Genomic DNA, 15,396 nt, shown 5'->3' on the forward strand with positions numbered 1-15,396 from the left:
CGGCGAAAATCTGAAGCACTTCATTTTTAATGGATTCGAATCACTTGGCCGAAACGGCTTCAGATATTCGCGGCTTGGCGCATCTCGCAGCCAAAACACACAGCTTAACCAACCCCAAACAGAAAAGCCCGGCCAAAGGCCGGGCTCTCCGATCAAACCTGAAAGGTCAGATTAGAACGAACGCTGCAGACGGAAGAAGCCGTCCCAACGGTCGTCAGAACCGGCGCCCGAGTCAACGTCGGTGTAGTTGACGGTTGCCTTGGCGGTCAGGCCCTGGGTGATCTTGTAGTCAGCCGTTACACCAGCGCGCCATGCATCACCAGCCTCAGGCTGGCCACCGACGAATACGATGTTGTCCCAGTACTGTGCGCCAGGAGTGATCGACAGCTTGTCGGTTACAGCGATAGCGTATTCTGCACCAACGGTCCACTCAGCAGCGTCGAAGTAGCTGTTCGAGCCGGTTGCGTAGGCAGCGAAGACGCCGAGCTTGCCCGGGCCGAGTTCAGCGGTCAGCGTAGAAGCGAAAGCTGCTTCTTCGGTGCCGAAATCGTAACCAGCGAAGAAGTCGATCGATACTGCGCCGAGCTTGCCAGCGATAACGCCGTTGACGCCGATTTCGTCGTCGTTACCAGCGAGGTCGGTCTTCCAACCAGCTTCCGAGTTGAACGCGTCAGCCTGGATGTAGGCCTGGAAAGCGCCGCCATCGAAGGTATAACGGATCGAGTTGTTCAGCGTGTTGGCGCCGAAACCACCACCGAATACGTCGCCAGGACGGCCGTCAGCGAGAACGGTTTCGCCCGGAAGACCGGTATCGAAGTAGTTGAAGAAGTAACCGACGCGCAGGCCGCCGAGTTCAATGAAGGTGTCCTTCAGAACGAAGTCCTGGCTGAGACCGTTGGTGTTGGCTTCCATGTTGATGATAGAAGCCAGCGTGCCGAGTTCGGTGTCCGACTTGGCAGAGATCTGCAGCTTGCCGCGGGTGTTGGTGCGGTAGCCGCCATCAATGCCAGCAAATTCCGAACGACCGTCGATCTGCGTACGAACGTAACCACCGATCTTGAGGCAGGTTTCGGTGCCCGGGATGTAGAAGTAGCCGGTGCCGAAAGCGTCGCAAACGCGGACGTATTCCATGGGCTCAGGTTCAGCAGCAACGATAGCGTCGGCAGCCTGTGCGCCAGATACAGCAGCGAGAGCTGCTGCGGAGCCGAGAAGAAGGCTCTTGATGTTCATGTTTGACCTCCAGTCAAAATTGGAGCATCAAATTTGTGGTTTACGGTCGCCGCTCCAGGATTGGCACGCAGACGTCAAGATCGTGAGAAGCTAGATGGGCGTATCGCATCGTCATCTGAAGCGTCTGATGTCCCAGCCACATCTGAACACGGCGTATATCTATGCCTCCCCTGACAAGACGCGAGGCACATGTATGTCTTAGAACGTGCGGCACTACATTTTCGTCGGTACCGAGCCCAACGTCTGCCTTGGCGGAGTTCCACACGCTTCGAAAGCGTTGCTGGTCGACGGAAGCAAAAGGTCCATCTTTCGCGCCAGCCTGTTGGCCGACAACATGGACTGCTCGCGGTGTTAGCGGAACAGTCCTGCTTCTGCCCGACTTGGTAATCCAGAAGGTGGCTCGATTTTCATAAATGTCGTTCCAGTGTAACCCGATCCCCTCTCCCAAACGCGCTCCTGTATCAACGAGGAACACACAGAGGGCGTAATACAGCTCATCTTTTGCTTTTATCGCCGCGAACAGTCGATCCTCCTCTTCGTATTCGAGGAATCGAATCCGGCCAGCCTTTTCTTTCTGGCGCCGGAATTCTGGAAGGCTGTGTATATCGCCCATTTTGAACGCTTTCCGCAGCAGCTTGCTCAGCGCCGCCATCTTTCTATTGATGGTCGCGTTGCTGTTGCCACGTTTGCGTAATTCGCCAATGAGCCGATCTACCATTTCATCCGTGAAAGCGTCGAACGAGTGACCTAACAAGATCTCGTCCAGCTCCCCGACGAAGGCTCGGACATTGGCTTTATGACTGCCTGTTTCCCAGAGGATATCTGCGTACTGTTCCAGGAGCCGAATAAGACTGGTGGACGCTACGACTTTCGGACCGCTGGCATTGAACTGATAGTTGACAGCGTAGGGCTTGCCGAAGGAAGGGAACGCTGAAAGCTCCCCTTTATGTCCGGTTTCTTTGCCCATTTCGCTCTCCCGATGCGGTTAGCATCGTCGGAATGCATTCAACTACAACAGGCAGCGCTCCAGAGCATGAGGGCCCTAGAGTATTTAAAGAATGCTTGTGGCAAAACAGCAACGGCCCGCAGTCATTAGGCTGCGGGCCATCGGATCAGGTATTAGAACGAACGCTGCAGACGGAAGAAGCCGTCCCAACGGTCGCCATCAACGCCGTTACCGAGGTCAACGTCGGTGTAGTTGACGGTTGCCTTGGCAGTCAGGCCCTGCGTGATCTTGTAGTCAGCCGTTACGCCAACGCGCCATGCCTCACCACCGGTGTAGCTACCGCTTGCGTCATAATCGATGTTATCCCAGTACTGAGCGCCCGGGGTGATCGAGAACTTTTCGGTTACAGCGATCGCGTATTCTGCACCGATGCTCCATTCTGCGAAGTCCCAATAGCGGGAAGCGCCGAAGGAGTATACGCCGAAGACGCCGAGCTTGCCCGGGCCGATTTCAGCCGACAGAGTCGAAGCAAGAACAGCTTCTTCAGCGTCGAAATCGTAAGCAGCGAACAGGTCAGCAGATACGCCGCCGAACTTGCCAGCGATCAAGCCGTTGATACCGACTTCGCCGTCGTTGGCGCGAACGTAGTCGCCATCAGCGTTAACGAAACCATCGGTCTTCCAACCAGCCTGCGAGTTGAAGGCGTCGGCCTGAACGTAAGCCGTGAAAGCGCCGCCATCGAAGGTGTAACGAATGGAGTTGTTCAGGGTGTCGCCACCGATGTAACCGCCGCCGAGAGGACCACCGTCGGAAAGAACGGTTTCGCCCGGAAGACCGTTATCGAAGTAGTTGTAGAACTGACCAACGCGAAGGCCACCGATTTCCAGGTAGGTTTCTTCGAGGTAGAAGTCGCTCGAAGCAGAGTTAGTGTTGGCGCGCAGCGTGATCTTGGAACCAAGCGTACCGAGTTCCGTGTCCGACTTGGCTTCAACAGTCAACTGACCGCGGGTGTTGGTGCGGTAACCACCGAGCTGACCGGTCACGTCGAAGTCCGAACGACCGTCAACCTGTACACGAACGTAACCACCAATCTTGAGGCAGGTTTCGGTGCCCGGGATGTAGAAGTAGCCGGTGCCGAAAGCGTCGCAAACGCGGACGTATTCCATGGGCTCAGGTTCAGCAGCAACGATAGCGTCGGCAGCCTGTGCGCCAGATACAGCAGCGAGAGCTGCTGCGGAGCCGAGAAGAAGGCTCTTGATGTTCATGTTTGACCTCCAGTCAAAGTTACATAAGGGTCTGGGTTCTTATAGCTGAAGGACAGCATTCCCTGCCCCATCCCCGTCGGTATTCGAAAACGTGCGATCCACCGCCGCGCTTCCGAGATTGAAAATACTCGACCAGCCACTGCACGCAATCTTGAACTGGGAGATTTGCGGTTCATCACCCCCGCTTCCAATCACGCTGTTGCGCAAAGGACACAAAACGCCTGTTGAGGATCGTTCAATTTTTACAAATCCTTAACAATTGCATTGGGAAGCAGCCACTTAGCGGCGGCAATGCGGGATTTTACCCTGTGGACGGCCATGAGAATCGGACGGAAAGACGGAATGCGCCATGATTCCCGGCCGCAACGCCGACCCCTGAATTTATAGGGGATCCGTCCATCGCCGCGCGGAAGGGGTCGCGTTGTGGAAAATGCGCCACCGAATGTCATGGCAAGACAGAGGGGCGCGATATCCTGATCGCTAGAACGCGGCGACCCATGCATCCGGCGCAACGTGCCATCGGAACAAAACGGCCGATTGCTGGCTGTCTGTGTCTGACGTCATCTTTTATGGGAAAATCGTTTGATGGCGGAGAGGATGGGATTCGAACCCACGATACCCTCTCGGGTATACTCCCTTAGCAGGGGAGCGCCTTCGACCACTCGGCCACCTCTCCGGTGCCGTGGTGATTATTCGGGAAGAATCGCGATTGCAAGGTCTTTTGTGACGTTGCGCGACATTTCCTTATTATAGGGGCGCTTTTCCACGCCCCTGACGAAACTTCAGCCGAGAAGAAGCTTCAGGTCGGCAGCGGAATCAGCCAGCACATCGCGATTCGGTTCGCGGCCCTGATCGAGCAGGCGTTTGCCGGTGGCATAGGCCTTGGCATCGTTGATGGCATCGACCGCCACAAACCGCCCCTCTTTGAAGTACCAGACGGAAACACTGCCCGGACGCGCACCCTCGCGCACCACGGTCTCGTCGAAACCGAGGTTGAAGCCGGCGATCTGCAGTTTCACATCATACTGATCCGACCAGAACCACGGCTTTGCATCATAGGCGATCTCCTCGCCCGTCATAACCACGGCCGCGGCTTCCGCCTGGTCGATGGCGTTCTGGACCGATTCCAGCCGCACGCGGGCGCCGCGCCAGGGCAGGCTTGTGCAATCGCCGACCGCATAGATGGAGCGATCGGATGTGCGGGCGAATTCGTCGACGATGATGCCATTGCCGACATCCAGCCCGCAATCACCGGCCAGCTGGTCATTGGCGGACACGCCGATGCCGACGATGACGGCATCCACATCGATCACCGTGCCGTTTGACAGTTCGGCCGCAGCCACCCGGCCATCCTTGCCGATCAGCCGCTTCAGGCCGGTGTTTTCGAGAATGGCGACACCATGCTCCTTATGTATGGCGCGCATGATGGCGGCAGTCTCTGTGGAGGCGACGCGTTTGAGAATACGGTCGGCCATTTCGATCAGCGTCACGTCCAGCCCGAATTTCTTCGCAACGGCCGCAGCCTCCAGCCCGATGTAACCGCCACCGATCACCAGCAGGCGACGGCCCTCCTTCATTTCCTTTTCCAGAAGGTCGGCATCGCGCTTGGCGCGCATCACATAAACGCCCTCGAGATCGCCGCCGATCTCGGCCGGCAGCGTGCGGGGCGTTGCACCGGTCGCCAGCGCCAGCGTGTCGTAGGCGATTGTCGATCCGTCCTGCAGCGTCACGGTTTTGGCATCGCGGTCGATCTCCTCCACAAAGGCGGAAAGACGCAGGTCAACATCGTTCTCGGCAAACCATTCGGGCACGCGCAGCAGCAGGCGGTCGAATTCCATTTCGCCGGACAGGTATTTCTTTGAGAGCGGCGGCCGCTGGTAGGGCGCCACATCTTCCGCGCCGAGCATGGTGATCGGCCGCATGTCCTTCAGCGCTCTCAGCTTGGCCGCGAGCGCCAGTCCGGCCTGCCCTGCCCCGACGATTACCAGTCTGCCTGCACTCACGTCATGCCCTCTATATATATGCCCGCCATGTGCGAACGGATGACAGGGGTAAAGCCGCACCGCCAAGGCGTCAACAGACGCTCCGGCCTCAATAGCCATTCAAGACCGCTCACGTGCAGTTACGCGAGGATTCGCGTCGCTCATTCAAATTTTACCGATGCGTTTCAATATGCATCAGCGGAAACGCCGTAGACTATAGTCAAAAGACAGGGCCCAGGGAGGGTCTCATGCCGCCGAGCGCGACGAACATGACGAAAACGAGCACGCCGAATGCGGGCATTCCGCGCGACAAGATCTACGAGCAGTTCGATATCGACCGGCCCGGCAAGATCATTTTCGTCGAGCATCACCTTTCGACCAAGCAGAACCTGCGCTGCCTGATCCGCAAGATGTCCATTTATGGCGCCGAGCTCGAAGTCAGCCCCTGTATAAAGGTATCGGGTCATTTCTTCCTGGAAATTCTCGGCATCCGCGACGAGATCGGCTGCACGCTGATCCGCCGCGAGGAAGAAAAGCTGACGGTCGGTTTCAACATGCTGATCGACCCGGAATTTCTCCATCACGTCATCCGGCTGGGGTTTGACGCCGACCACGGGTGATTCTGTCGGCAGAACAGGTCGTCGCAGCGGGTGAATGCGCTTGCGCACGCACGAATTGGACCTATTGTGTGCCGGTTTTTGCCAAACCGAAATGCGTATATGTCTGACCAGTCATCCTTTTCCCGCTTTACCCCGCTGATCCAGAGCCTGCCCGCCACCGTGCCTTTTATCGGGCCGGAAGCGATCGAGCGCAATCGCGGACTGATGGTGAAGGCGCGTATCGGCGCCAATGAGAACGGTTTTGGCCCTGCCCCCTCCGTAATCACGGCGATTGCGGAAGCGGCAACCGATACCTGGAAATACAACGACCCGGAAAATTTCGAGCTTAAGCAGGCTCTCGCAGCGCATCTGCACATCCGCCCGGAGAATATCGCTGTCGGTGAAGGCATCGACGATCTGCTTGGCCTGGTCGTGCGCATGGTGATCGAACCCGGCTTTCCGGTCGTCACCTCGTTCGGCGCCTATCCGACCTTCAACTTCCATGTCGCAGGTTTTGGCGGCCGGCTGGTAACGACGCCTTATGTCGATGACCGCGAGGACCTGAACGGGTTGCTGGACCTGGTGCGTCGCGAAAACGCGCCGCTGGTCTATTTCGCCAATCCCGACAATCCGATGGGCAGCTGGCACACGGCAGACGATATCGTCGCATTCGCCAAAGCGCTGCCCGAAACCTGCCTGATGATTCTCGATGAGGCCTATTGCGAGACCGGGCCATCCGATGCCACGCCCGCCATGGCAGCTCTTATCGATATGCCCAACATCATCCGCACCCGCACCTTTTCCAAGGCATATGGTCTGGCCGGCGCGCGTATCGGTTATGCCATCTCGACGCCCGGCACAGCGCAGGCCTTTGACAAGATCCGCAACCATTTCGGCATGGCGCGCATCAGCACGGCAGCAGCCTTGGCGGCGCTCAAGGATCAGACATATCTGACAAAGGTGATCGGCGAGATTTCGGCCTCACGCGACCGGATCGGCAAGATTGCTCGCGACAATGGGTTGCTGCCGCTCGCCTCCGCCACCAATTTCGTTGCCATCGATTGCGGTCGCGATGGTGTCTATGCCCGCGCCATCGTTGATGGCCTGATGGATCATGGTGTGTTCATCCGCATGCCGGGCGTGGCGCCGCTCAACCGCTGCATTCGCATAAGCGCCGGTACGGAAAAGGATATGGCGCTTCTGGAAGCGGCATTGCCGCAGGTCCTCAAGACGCTGGCATAAAGCCAAATCACAGCAAAAGACCGTGCCGGCCTTGTTCCTGCCGGTCACGGTCTCAAATGGGTGACGTCAATCCGGTTCTTGGGCGACCAGTTGGTGACGTCGAAAGTTTGTTATTCTCTGCTTTTGATCGTGAAATGCGATGCCCTGCGGCGTCCTTGTGCGTCCTTCATGGCGAACAAGGACGCCGCAGCATTCTAGAATTTGCACATCATACTCTCAGAGAGCCGGGTCCGGTCTGAAGCGTCATGCGACAGACGGGTGCATCAGTGCATGGTCATCCAGTCGCGAGCGGCGCGCAGGGCAAGCGCGATTTCCGTCTTGCTCATCTGGTGGGTGAGATCGGCGCGCAGTTCGGCGGCACGGTCGGAGCCCTTGATGGCGGCGATGTTGAGCCACTTGTGGGCAGCGACCAGATCGACCGGGCAACCGCGGCCGGTCGCATACATCAGGCCCATGTCGCAAAAGGTTTCGGCGCGGTCGGCACCACCCGCATGGGCGGCGCCGGCCAGTTCGGTATCATGCATTTCAAAACGTGCCATCTGACTTAATCCCTGTTTCGGTCGTCGTTGTTGCAGTCCCTGTTTTATCTGCCCTCGTGGGGCCCCGACGATCACCGTTCGAGCGGCTTTTCGATCTCTCGGGCGGCAGGTTTTCCCTGCTCGTTTGATGACCCCAATATGCCTGCCGGGTTTCAAAATTCGCCTAAAATGCATGATTAATTCGATGCAAACAAAGTCCAAACGCTTGGTAAACTTGGCTTTTTGTTAAACATCGCATCCCTTGACAGACAGGCGATCCGCATAAAAATTTACGAAAATTTCACAGGCCGAAATTGACTCTTCGTTCACCAAGGATTCCGTTGCGAAATTCTTCATCTACGAAAAACGTCGAAAATCCGCGGCTTCCGGCGCGCCAAATCGGGCCGCCAAACCCACCGATCCTCACAGTTTACCTTTACGTACGCGTAAGCTAAATTGATCGTGCCTGCGGTTTATCAATCGCCGGCTGGGAGGAACACGTCGCCAGCGCCCTGTCGCCGGCGGCTCTGAGGAGGAGATTTGCATGAAACGTTTCTTGGTTCTGGCCGGGCTGATGCTCGGCGCATCCGGCGCATTGGCTGCCGAACCGATCGAGGGCAACTGGAAAACCGCGAGCGGCGAGACCGCACAGATCGCCAAATGCGGCGGCGCTTTCTGCGTGACGCTGAAAACCGGCAAACATGCCGGCAAGCAGATCGGCAAGATGGATGGCAAGGGCGACGCGTATAGCGGCGAAATCACCGATCCGGCCAATGACAAGACCTATAGCGGCTCCGGCGCCGTCACCGGCAATTCGCTGAGGATGAAGGGCTGCGTGATGAAAATCCTCTGCAAGACGCAGACCTGGACGCGGATCTGACCTGATCCGGCGGGCGCTGTGGAGGCGGTGCCCGCCAAACTCTAGGCAAATCGCGTTAACGCTTGTGAATGCCGGATGAACCCGCATCTCAGTGACCATTCAGCCTGATGGCGACACTATGGCTTCACTTTGGCGCGTAAGGGGTAACAAAATGACCATCATTGCAAGACGCATGACGATCCTGGCCTTCATCATGGCCATTTTTGCCCTGTCCTTTTCGGCGCTGGTTACCCATCACGGCAAGGGGGCGACATCGCGGCTGAACGCGCAGGCTTTCTGCACCCAGCCCTACGGATGCACGGCCTCGCTCTGAGCCGGATCAGCCGACATAGATGATACTACCGCCATCCTCGACGCGATCGATGGCGACAACGTCATCGAGGTTGATCGAGCGGTTTTCCAAGGACTTCAGCAGATCGGCGTCATTAGCGATCTGTTTCTGTGCCGCCGCCATAGCCTCCGGGGTCTGGTCCGGAAAACGCGGAAGCTGCGGATCAGCACTGGATGACAGCGCGACATGAACGACGGTGACGCCATCACCAGCGGCTGCGGCCCCCAAGGGCACCAGTGCTTCGGCGGTGGACGGTGCCTTGGGCGCGAGAGCGGCCATGGAAACGGATGATACAAATTTCATCGGCTTGTTCCTCTTCAATCGCCCCGGACGTCACTGTCATGGACTGTGAAGATCGAACGAAGGAAAACGCCGGCCGTTCCGGTGCAGCGCCGAGGTTTTCGCTGCCCTGACGCAGACTTGATGTTCCATCACGCGGGCGTCATTCCAACCGATGGTCCCGAAGCCGCTTCGGATTCATGTCACAAACCATGAAACAGATGTCTTTCGCTTGTGACGCGCAGCGTATTATAGTGCTGCATGAACAAACGGATAAAGACGATCACCCCCATGACCTGCATCTCCCCCGCTGCCGCCGAACGGCAGGTTTTCGACGATGCCGAACAGGCCGTCGATGCCCTCATCGCCCTTTATGAACGCAACACGGCCTTCCTGATCGACGCGTTTCAGTCGCTCGCCCACGGCGCACCGGTTGCCGGGCGTTACCGGGCCTTCTATCCGCAGGTCAGCATCGAAACCACGAGTTTCGGCCATATCGATTCGCGCATCTCCTATGGCCATGTTTCGGCACCGGGCGTCTATACGACCACGGTCACCCGCCCAAAGCTGTTCCGGCACTATCTCGTCGAACAGCTCGACCTTCTGATGCGCAACCATCATGTGCCGGTCATCGTCTCGGAATCGACCACGCCGATCCCGCTGCATTTCGCCTTTGGTGAAGGCGCTTATGTCGAAGCTTCGGGCAACAGCGCCTTGGCCGACCATCCGCTTCGCGACCTGTTCGACACGCCGGATCTCAACAATACGGACGACCTGATCGCCAATGGCGAATACGAGGCGCTGCCGGGCGAACCGGCGCCGCTTGCCCCGTTCACCGCCCAGCGTATCGATTATTCGCTGGCCCGCCTTGCACACTACACCGCAACCGGCGCCGACCACTTTCAGAACTTCGTGCTGTTCACGAACTACCAGTTCTATATCGACGAGTTCACCGCCTGGGCGCGGGACATGATGGCCAATGGTGGCGAAGGTTACACGGCCTTTGTCGAACCGGGCAACATCATCACCCCGGCCGGCGCTGCCTCCGCTCCGGAAGCGGTCGGCCGCCTGCCGCAAATGCCGGCCTATCACCTCAAGAAGGACGATCATTCCGGTATCACGCTGGTCAATATCGGCGTCGGCCCCTCCAATGCGAAGACGATCACCGACCATATCGCCGTGCTGCGCCCGCATGCCTGGCTGATGGTCGGCCACTGCGCGGGCTTACGCAACAGCCAGCGTCTGGGCGATTACGTTCTGGCGCATGCCTATATGCGCGAGGACCACGTGCTCGACGACGACCTGCCGGTCTGGGTGCCGATCCCGGCACTCGCCGAAGTGCAGCAGGCGCTGGAAGATGCGGTGGAAGAGATCACCGGCTTCGAGGGTTTTGAGCTGAAGCGGATCATGCGCACCGGCACCGTCGCCACCATCGACAACCGCAACTGGGAACTGCGCGACCAGGCCGGCCCGGTCAAACGCCTGAGCCAAGCCCGCGCCATCGCGCTCGACATGGAATCGGCCACCATCGCCGCGAACGGTTTCCGCTTCCGTGTACCCTACGGCACGCTGCTCTGCGTTTCCGACAAGCCGCTGCATGGCGAGCTGAAACTGCCGGGCATGGCGACGGCCTTCTACAAGACGCAGGTCAGCCAGCATCTGAAGATCGGCATCCGTGCGGTGCAGAAACTGGCGGAAATGCCGACGGAGACCCTGCATTCGCGCAAGCTGAGAAGCTTCTACGAGACGGCGTTCCAGTGACATTGTCCTGATTGCGGCGTATCATCTGGAGCCTATGGAGGCTCCAGATGACCCGATCCGTGAAACTTGACGATGAATTGGTCAGAAACGCCGAAGAAATCACCGGCTTTTCCGATGCTGCCGCCGTAGAAGAAGCGTTGCGCATTCTGGCCAAGAACCATGCGCGCATGCAGGCAATTGAAGACATGCGCGGCATGGGCTGGCATGGCCGACATCAAAGCAGTCCGACATTCGAAACATTGGCGGAGGAATTTAGGGCGCTGACGGCCGGACGAAAGCACACACCTTCCGAAGTGCTGATGCGAGAGGGACGCGATGAGCGATGACGCCCTTCGTTGTGGACGCCAGCGTTGCCATCAAATGGGTCGTTAACGAGGCGGGCACGGACAAGGCCTTGGCCCTTCGCCGCAACTCAAGGCTGATGGCACCCGAACTGATGCTGGCCGAATGCGCAAATATCCTATGGAAAAAGGTACGCCGCAGTGAACTCTCGGCCCTCGAAGGCCGGTTTGCAGCCATGCTCATCGAAAGCACCGGCATAGAGTTCGTTGAAATGAGGTCGCTGATTACAGAGGCAGCAGAACTAGCATTCGCGCTGGATCATCCCGCTTACGACTGTATGTATCTGGCCTTGGCGCGACAGGAGGAATGCCAGTTCGTGACAGCTGATGAACGTCTGGTTCGAAAGCTTCGACAGACTACAGCCACAGACCTTCGCAATATCGCGATCCTGCTCGACGATTGCGTATAAACAACTCGCCTGATCAGCCGCCTGCTTTGGCTCCACGCGCCACCAGGAGTGACAGCGCCGTACCGATCAGCGAGGACATGATGATCAGCAGGTGGGCGTTGACCGCAGCCTGCCCCAGAGTTTCCAGCGCCGCCTTTGTGGTCGGCGCCCCAAAGGCGATGGCGCCGGCGGTGATGCCGGCCGGATAGGTGCCGACACCGGCCGGCGCATGCACGGGCAGCACGGAAGACAGCTCGCCACCCAGCCCGCCGCCGAAGGCCGCACCGAGGTCAAGCCCGCATAGCAACACGAGAACCCAGGCAAGAACCGCCACCTTGACGAACCAGTTGACCAGCGTCGCGCCCCAGGCGCGGGCGAAGGCAGCGTTGTTGGCAGGCAGGCCGGCGGCAGCTTCTTCGACAAGCCGCTCCAGTTTGGCGCCCTTGCCGCTCGATGGCAGGATTTTTGCCAGCATCTCGACCGCCCGGCCGCGCAACGCAAAGGCAATCGCCGGCAGCACCAGAAAGGTCAGCCACAGCAGCCACACCCAGCCGCCATAACCTTGCGAATACATGGAAAGGGCTTTGCCGACGGCGGCGGCGGCCAGCAGCGCATGCAGGTCGAACAGCCGCATCACCAGAAGCGCAGAGGTGGAGCGCGCCAGCGGCACGTCGAATTCACGCCGCATCAGCAGCGGAAAGCTCGCCTCCCCTGTGCGAAACGGCATCATCACGTTCAGAAGGTTGTGGACCTGCACCAACCGCAACAACACGCCGAAACGCCCCATCGTTTCGGCCGGGAAATAATCGTAGATACGCCAGGTGCGCAGAACATAGGTGGTCAGCAGCAGCACGATGGCCAGCACCGCCGCACCCCAGCCGGCCTTCTGCCAACGCTCGACGATCACCAGCCAGCCCCAGAACCATTCGATGAACAGCGCGTAGGCAAGGATGATCGCCACCGTACCGAGCCACATGGCGTTGCGGATTATCCACGGGCCTTGGCTGGCAACCGGATCGTTCTTCATATAGAGGATGCCTCATGTTTCGGCTTTTGCGGCGTCTTTCGCAATCATGCCCGAAAGCCGAGCTTTAGGAGAAAGACAGAGTGGCGACAACAGCAGAATCGATCCAGTCCCGGCTAACCTCGGCTGAACCGGTCGAACTGTCGCTGGTGGTGCCGATCTTCAACGAAGAGGAAAGCGTCGGCCCGCTGATTGCCCGCGTGCGCGAAGCGATGACCGCGTATGACTGTCCGTGGGAACTCATTCTCGTTGACGACGGCTCGACCGATGCGACGCTGGCGAACGCCCGTCTTTCTGTCGGGCAGCCCGGTCTCGATCTGAAGATCGTCGCGCTGCAACGCAATTTCGGCCAGACGGCCGCCATGCAGGCCGGTATCAACCAGGCCGCCGGCCGTCTGATCGCCACGCTCGATGGCGATCTTCAGAACGATCCGAAGGACATTCCGCAGATGGTGTCGGAACTGGAGCGCCGCGAACTCGACCTTCTGGTCGGCTGGCGCAAGAACCGGCAGGACGGTCTGGTGCTGCGAAAAATCCCGTCATGGATCGCCAACCGGCTGATCGGCCGCATCACCGGCGTGCGCCTGCACGACTATGGCTGTTCGCTGAAAATCTACCGCGCCTCGATCATCAAGCAGGTGCAGCTGATGGGCGAAATGCACCGTTTCATACCGGCCTGGGTGGCCGGCGTGGTGCCGAGCTCGCGCATCGGCGAGATGCCGGTGACCCACCATGCCCGCGAACATGGCGCCTCCAAATACGGCATTTCGCGCACTTTTCGCGTGATCCTCGATCTGTTGTCGGTGATGTTCTTCATGCGCTTCAAGGCGCGGCCGGGGCATTTCTTCGGTTCGCTGGGTCTTGGGCTGGGCGCCATTTCGGCGATCATCCTTGCCTATCTCGGCTTCGACAAGTTCATCCTCGGCAACGATATCGGCACGCGGCCGCTGTTCCTCATTGGCGTCATGCTGTTCCTGTCTTCGGTACAGATGATCACCACCGGCATTCTCGCCGAGATGATGGCACGTGTTTATTATCGTGACGACAGCACGCTCAGCTATATCGTCAGGGAAGTTTATGGCAGCGACCAGCGCAACGGCTAAACCCTCATCTTTCCTCGCGCGACCATCGGTCATCCTGTGGCTGATCCTCGGTTATTTCGCGCTTTCGGTGATCCTGCGCCTCGTGCGCTCGGACGCGCTTCAACCGGATGAGGCAGAGCAGGTCTTTCAGTCGCAATACCTGCTGATGGGTTACAGCCGCCAGCCGCCCTTCTACAACTGGCTGCAGATCGGCATGTTCGAGCTGCTGGGGCCCTCCATCCTCGGCCTGTCGCTGCTGAAGAACCTGCTGCTTGCGCTGACCTGCATCATCTTCGGACTTGCTGCGCGCACGCTGCTGAAGGATCGCGACATGGCGACCGCCGCCATGCTTGGTGTGCTGACCATGCCGGCGATCATCGTGATGGTGCAGCGTGACCTGACGCATGCCGTCGCGCTCTTCTGTTTCGTCGCGCTGTTCCTGCTGACCTTTTTCCGCACGCTGACGCGGCCGAGCCTCATCGCCTATCTGGCCACAGGCGTGGTCGTCGGGCTTGGTATCATCACCAAATACAATTTTGTGGTCCTGCCTACCGCGGCCATCATTGCAGCGCTTGCGGATGCAGACCTGCGCAAGCGCGTGCTCGACTGGCGCCTTGTCCCGGCGCTGGTCATCGCCGGGCTGATCTGTCTGCCGCACATGGTGTGGGTTCTGAATAATGTCGATACCGCCACCGCCGGCACGATCTCGGCCATGCGCGAAGATGGCAATGGCAACGCCCTGCTGGATCGCGTCGAAGGCCTGCTCTCCATCATCACTTCGGCGCTTCAGGGCGCCGTGCCCACGCTGATCTTCTTCGCCATCGCCTTTCCCGGCCAGATTCGCTCCGCATCGCAGGCGGAAAACCGCTGGACCCGGCTGACGGGCATCACGCTTCTTGCCTGTCTTGCGATCGTTGCGCTTATTGCACTTGGCTTCGGCGCCAGCAGCATCCGCCAGAAATGGCTCGCACCCTTCCTCATGCTGTTTCCGCTTTATGTCTGCCTGAAACTCGATGCGGCTGGCGTCGAGGCGCGGACAGGCCTGAAAAGGCTGACGATTGCCGTCATGAGCGTTGCCACCCTGTTCATCATCTATCTGGCGGCGGCCAACATTGTCGCGCCGTATTTCGGCAAATATGGCAGGGAAACGATCCCCTACCGCGCTTTCGTCGAACGGGTTCTGGCCGAAAACGGCAATCAGCGACCGACCGTCATACTGACCGACAGCACGGCTCTCGGCGGTGCCGCACGCATTCTCCTGCCGGACGCGTTACTGCGTCTGCCGGAAGACGCAGCGTTGAGAAAAGGCGCGGTGGCACCCGCAGCCGGCAGCACGCTGGTGCTCTGGACCGGCGAAGACCCGGACGCGGCGACACAGTCAGCACCATCAGCCGTGCTGAACGTGCTTCGAGAAAGCGGCAATGCGCTCACCGCGCCGGGCAGAACCATGACCGTGCCCTATCAGTTTTCCGGCGGCGGCAAGACCGCAACTTTCGGCTATATGTGGGTGCCGGCTCAATAGGTTTT

16 protein-coding genes and 1 tRNA gene are annotated in these 15,396 nt (G+C 59.0%); 9 read left to right on the top strand and 8 right to left on the bottom strand.

Going from position 1 to position 15,396, the window contains the following annotated elements; genetic code table 11:
* Positions 1 to 171: 171 nt before the first annotated feature.
* The 5 genes from AAIH70_RS03190 to AAIH70_RS03210 form a co-directional block, all read right to left on the bottom strand.
* Complete coding sequence (locus AAIH70_RS03190; protein ID WP_132273006.1) at positions 172 to 1,230, bottom strand: porin; 1,059 nt, start codon at positions 1,228 to 1,230, stop codon at positions 172 to 174.
* 40 nt (positions 1,231 to 1,270) lie between these two features.
* Positions 1,271 to 2,197, bottom strand: a complete 927-nt coding sequence (locus tag AAIH70_RS03195) for a tyrosine-type recombinase/integrase (protein ID WP_132273005.1) — start codon at positions 2,195 to 2,197, stop codon at positions 1,271 to 1,273.
* 152 nt (positions 2,198 to 2,349) lie between these two features.
* Complete coding sequence (locus AAIH70_RS03200) at positions 2,350 to 3,441, bottom strand: porin (protein WP_132273004.1); 1,092 nt, start codon at positions 3,439 to 3,441, stop codon at positions 2,350 to 2,352.
* 586 nt (positions 3,442 to 4,027) lie between these two features.
* Positions 4,028 to 4,117, bottom strand: a tRNA-Ser gene (locus AAIH70_RS03205).
* Positions 4,118 to 4,223: 106 nt separating this feature from the next.
* On the bottom strand, positions 4,224 to 5,444 hold the full coding sequence (locus tag AAIH70_RS03210; protein ID WP_245519102.1) for an NAD(P)/FAD-dependent oxidoreductase: 1,221 nt from the start codon (positions 5,442 to 5,444) through the stop codon (positions 4,224 to 4,226).
* Between the two features lie 248 nt (positions 5,445 to 5,692).
* Between AAIH70_RS03210 and AAIH70_RS03215 the strand changes: the two genes are divergently transcribed.
* On the top strand, positions 5,693 to 6,043 hold the full coding sequence (locus AAIH70_RS03215; RefSeq protein ID WP_132273002.1) for a hypothetical protein: 351 nt from the start codon (positions 5,693 to 5,695) through the stop codon (positions 6,041 to 6,043).
* A gap of 99 nt (positions 6,044 to 6,142) precedes the next feature.
* Positions 6,143 to 7,264, top strand: a complete 1,122-nt coding sequence (locus AAIH70_RS03220; RefSeq protein WP_430033087.1) for a pyridoxal phosphate-dependent aminotransferase — start codon at positions 6,143 to 6,145, stop codon at positions 7,262 to 7,264.
* Between the two features lie 263 nt (positions 7,265 to 7,527).
* Here AAIH70_RS03220 and AAIH70_RS03225 read toward each other — a convergent pair whose 3' ends face one another.
* Positions 7,528 to 7,803 (bottom strand): SEL1-like repeat protein, encoded by a 276-nt coding sequence (locus AAIH70_RS03225; protein ID WP_132273000.1) that lies wholly within the window; start codon positions 7,801 to 7,803, stop codon positions 7,528 to 7,530.
* A 523-nt stretch (positions 7,804 to 8,326) separates the two neighbouring features.
* Between AAIH70_RS03225 and AAIH70_RS03230 the strand changes: the two genes are divergently transcribed.
* Both AAIH70_RS03230 and AAIH70_RS03235 read left to right on the top strand, forming a co-directional pair.
* Positions 8,327 to 8,662 (top strand): DUF2147 domain-containing protein, encoded by a 336-nt coding sequence (locus AAIH70_RS03230; RefSeq protein WP_132272999.1) that lies wholly within the window; start codon positions 8,327 to 8,329, stop codon positions 8,660 to 8,662.
* 151 nt (positions 8,663 to 8,813) lie between these two features.
* Positions 8,814 to 8,975, top strand: a complete 162-nt coding sequence (locus tag AAIH70_RS03235) for a hypothetical protein (RefSeq protein ID WP_165931971.1) — start codon at positions 8,814 to 8,816, stop codon at positions 8,973 to 8,975.
* 6 nt (positions 8,976 to 8,981) lie between these two features.
* Here the strand turns inward: AAIH70_RS03235 and AAIH70_RS03240 are convergent, their stop codons facing one another.
* Positions 8,982 to 9,296: a hypothetical protein gene (locus AAIH70_RS03240; RefSeq protein ID WP_132272998.1), complete on the bottom strand. Its 315-nt coding sequence runs from the start codon at positions 9,294 to 9,296 to the stop codon at positions 8,982 to 8,984.
* A gap of 237 nt (positions 9,297 to 9,533) precedes the next feature.
* Here AAIH70_RS03240 and amn point away from each other — a divergent pair, with 237 nt between their 5' ends.
* Genes amn through AAIH70_RS03255 form a run of 3 tightly spaced genes read left to right on the top strand, consistent with a single transcriptional unit; the run spans position 9,534 to position 11,784 of the window.
* Complete coding sequence (gene amn / locus AAIH70_RS03245; RefSeq protein ID WP_132272997.1) at positions 9,534 to 11,033, top strand: AMP nucleosidase; 1,500 nt, start codon at positions 9,534 to 9,536, stop codon at positions 11,031 to 11,033.
* A gap of 47 nt (positions 11,034 to 11,080) precedes the next feature.
* The gene (locus AAIH70_RS03250) at positions 11,081 to 11,359 is read left to right on the top strand and encodes a hypothetical protein (protein WP_132272996.1); all 279 of its coding nucleotides are present in this window, start codon (positions 11,081 to 11,083) and stop codon (positions 11,357 to 11,359) included.
* Positions 11,360 to 11,370: 11 nt separating this feature from the next.
* Positions 11,371 to 11,784, top strand: a complete 414-nt coding sequence (locus AAIH70_RS03255) for a type II toxin-antitoxin system VapC family toxin (protein ID WP_430033092.1) — start codon at positions 11,371 to 11,373, stop codon at positions 11,782 to 11,784.
* Between the two features lie 13 nt (positions 11,785 to 11,797).
* Here AAIH70_RS03255 and AAIH70_RS03260 read toward each other — a convergent pair whose 3' ends face one another.
* Complete coding sequence (locus AAIH70_RS03260) at positions 11,798 to 12,790, bottom strand: lysylphosphatidylglycerol synthase domain-containing protein (RefSeq protein WP_132272994.1); 993 nt, start codon at positions 12,788 to 12,790, stop codon at positions 11,798 to 11,800.
* An 80-nt stretch (positions 12,791 to 12,870) separates the two neighbouring features.
* On the opposite strand from AAIH70_RS03260, the gene AAIH70_RS03265 reads away from it, so the two are divergent.
* A complete protein-coding gene (locus AAIH70_RS03265; protein WP_132272993.1) occupies positions 12,871 to 13,890 on the top strand; it encodes a glycosyltransferase family 2 protein in 1,020 nt (339 codons plus the stop codon).
* A complete protein-coding gene (locus tag AAIH70_RS03270; RefSeq protein ID WP_132272992.1) occupies positions 13,865 to 15,391 on the top strand; it encodes an ArnT family glycosyltransferase in 1,527 nt (508 codons plus the stop codon). Before AAIH70_RS03265 ends, AAIH70_RS03270 begins: the two co-directional genes overlap by 26 nt.
* The last annotated feature ends 5 nt before the right edge of the window (positions 15,392 to 15,396 follow it).

It is taken from the genome of Neorhizobium sp. BT27B (assembly GCF_050455485.1).
Lineage (GTDB): Bacteria > Pseudomonadota > Alphaproteobacteria > Rhizobiales > Rhizobiaceae > Neorhizobium.

Bases quoted from the DNA above. Each gene is read 5' to 3' on its own strand.
- AAIH70_RS03190 (WP_132273006.1), bottom strand. From the start codon at position 1,230: ATGAACATCAAGAGCCTTCTTCTCGGCTCCGCAGCAGCTCTCGCTGCT.
- AAIH70_RS03195 (WP_132273005.1), bottom strand. From the start codon at position 2,197: ATGGGCAAAGAAACCGGACATAAAGGGGAGCTTTCAGCGTTCCCTTCC.
- AAIH70_RS03200 (WP_132273004.1), bottom strand. From the start codon at position 3,441: ATGAACATCAAGAGCCTTCTTCTCGGCTCCGCAGCAGCTCTCGCTGCT.
- AAIH70_RS03215 (WP_132273002.1), top strand. From the start codon at position 5,693: ATGACGAAAACGAGCACGCCGAATGCGGGCATTCCGCGCGACAAGATC.
- AAIH70_RS03220 (WP_430033087.1), top strand. From the start codon at position 6,143: ATGTCTGACCAGTCATCCTTTTCCCGCTTTACCCCGCTGATCCAGAGC.
- AAIH70_RS03225 (WP_132273000.1), bottom strand. From the start codon at position 7,803: ATGGCACGTTTTGAAATGCATGATACCGAACTGGCCGGCGCCGCCCAT.
- AAIH70_RS03230 (WP_132272999.1), top strand. From the start codon at position 8,327: ATGAAACGTTTCTTGGTTCTGGCCGGGCTGATGCTCGGCGCATCCGGC.
- AAIH70_RS03235 (WP_165931971.1), top strand. From the start codon at position 8,814: ATGACCATCATTGCAAGACGCATGACGATCCTGGCCTTCATCATGGCC.
- AAIH70_RS03240 (WP_132272998.1), bottom strand. From the start codon at position 9,296: ATGAAATTTGTATCATCCGTTTCCATGGCCGCTCTCGCGCCCAAGGCA.
- amn (WP_132272997.1), top strand. From the start codon at position 9,534: ATGAACAAACGGATAAAGACGATCACCCCCATGACCTGCATCTCCCCC.
- AAIH70_RS03250 (WP_132272996.1), top strand. From the start codon at position 11,081: ATGACCCGATCCGTGAAACTTGACGATGAATTGGTCAGAAACGCCGAA.
- AAIH70_RS03260 (WP_132272994.1), bottom strand. From the start codon at position 12,790: ATGAAGAACGATCCGGTTGCCAGCCAAGGCCCGTGGATAATCCGCAAC.
- AAIH70_RS03270 (WP_132272992.1), top strand. From the start codon at position 13,865: ATGGCAGCGACCAGCGCAACGGCTAAACCCTCATCTTTCCTCGCGCGA.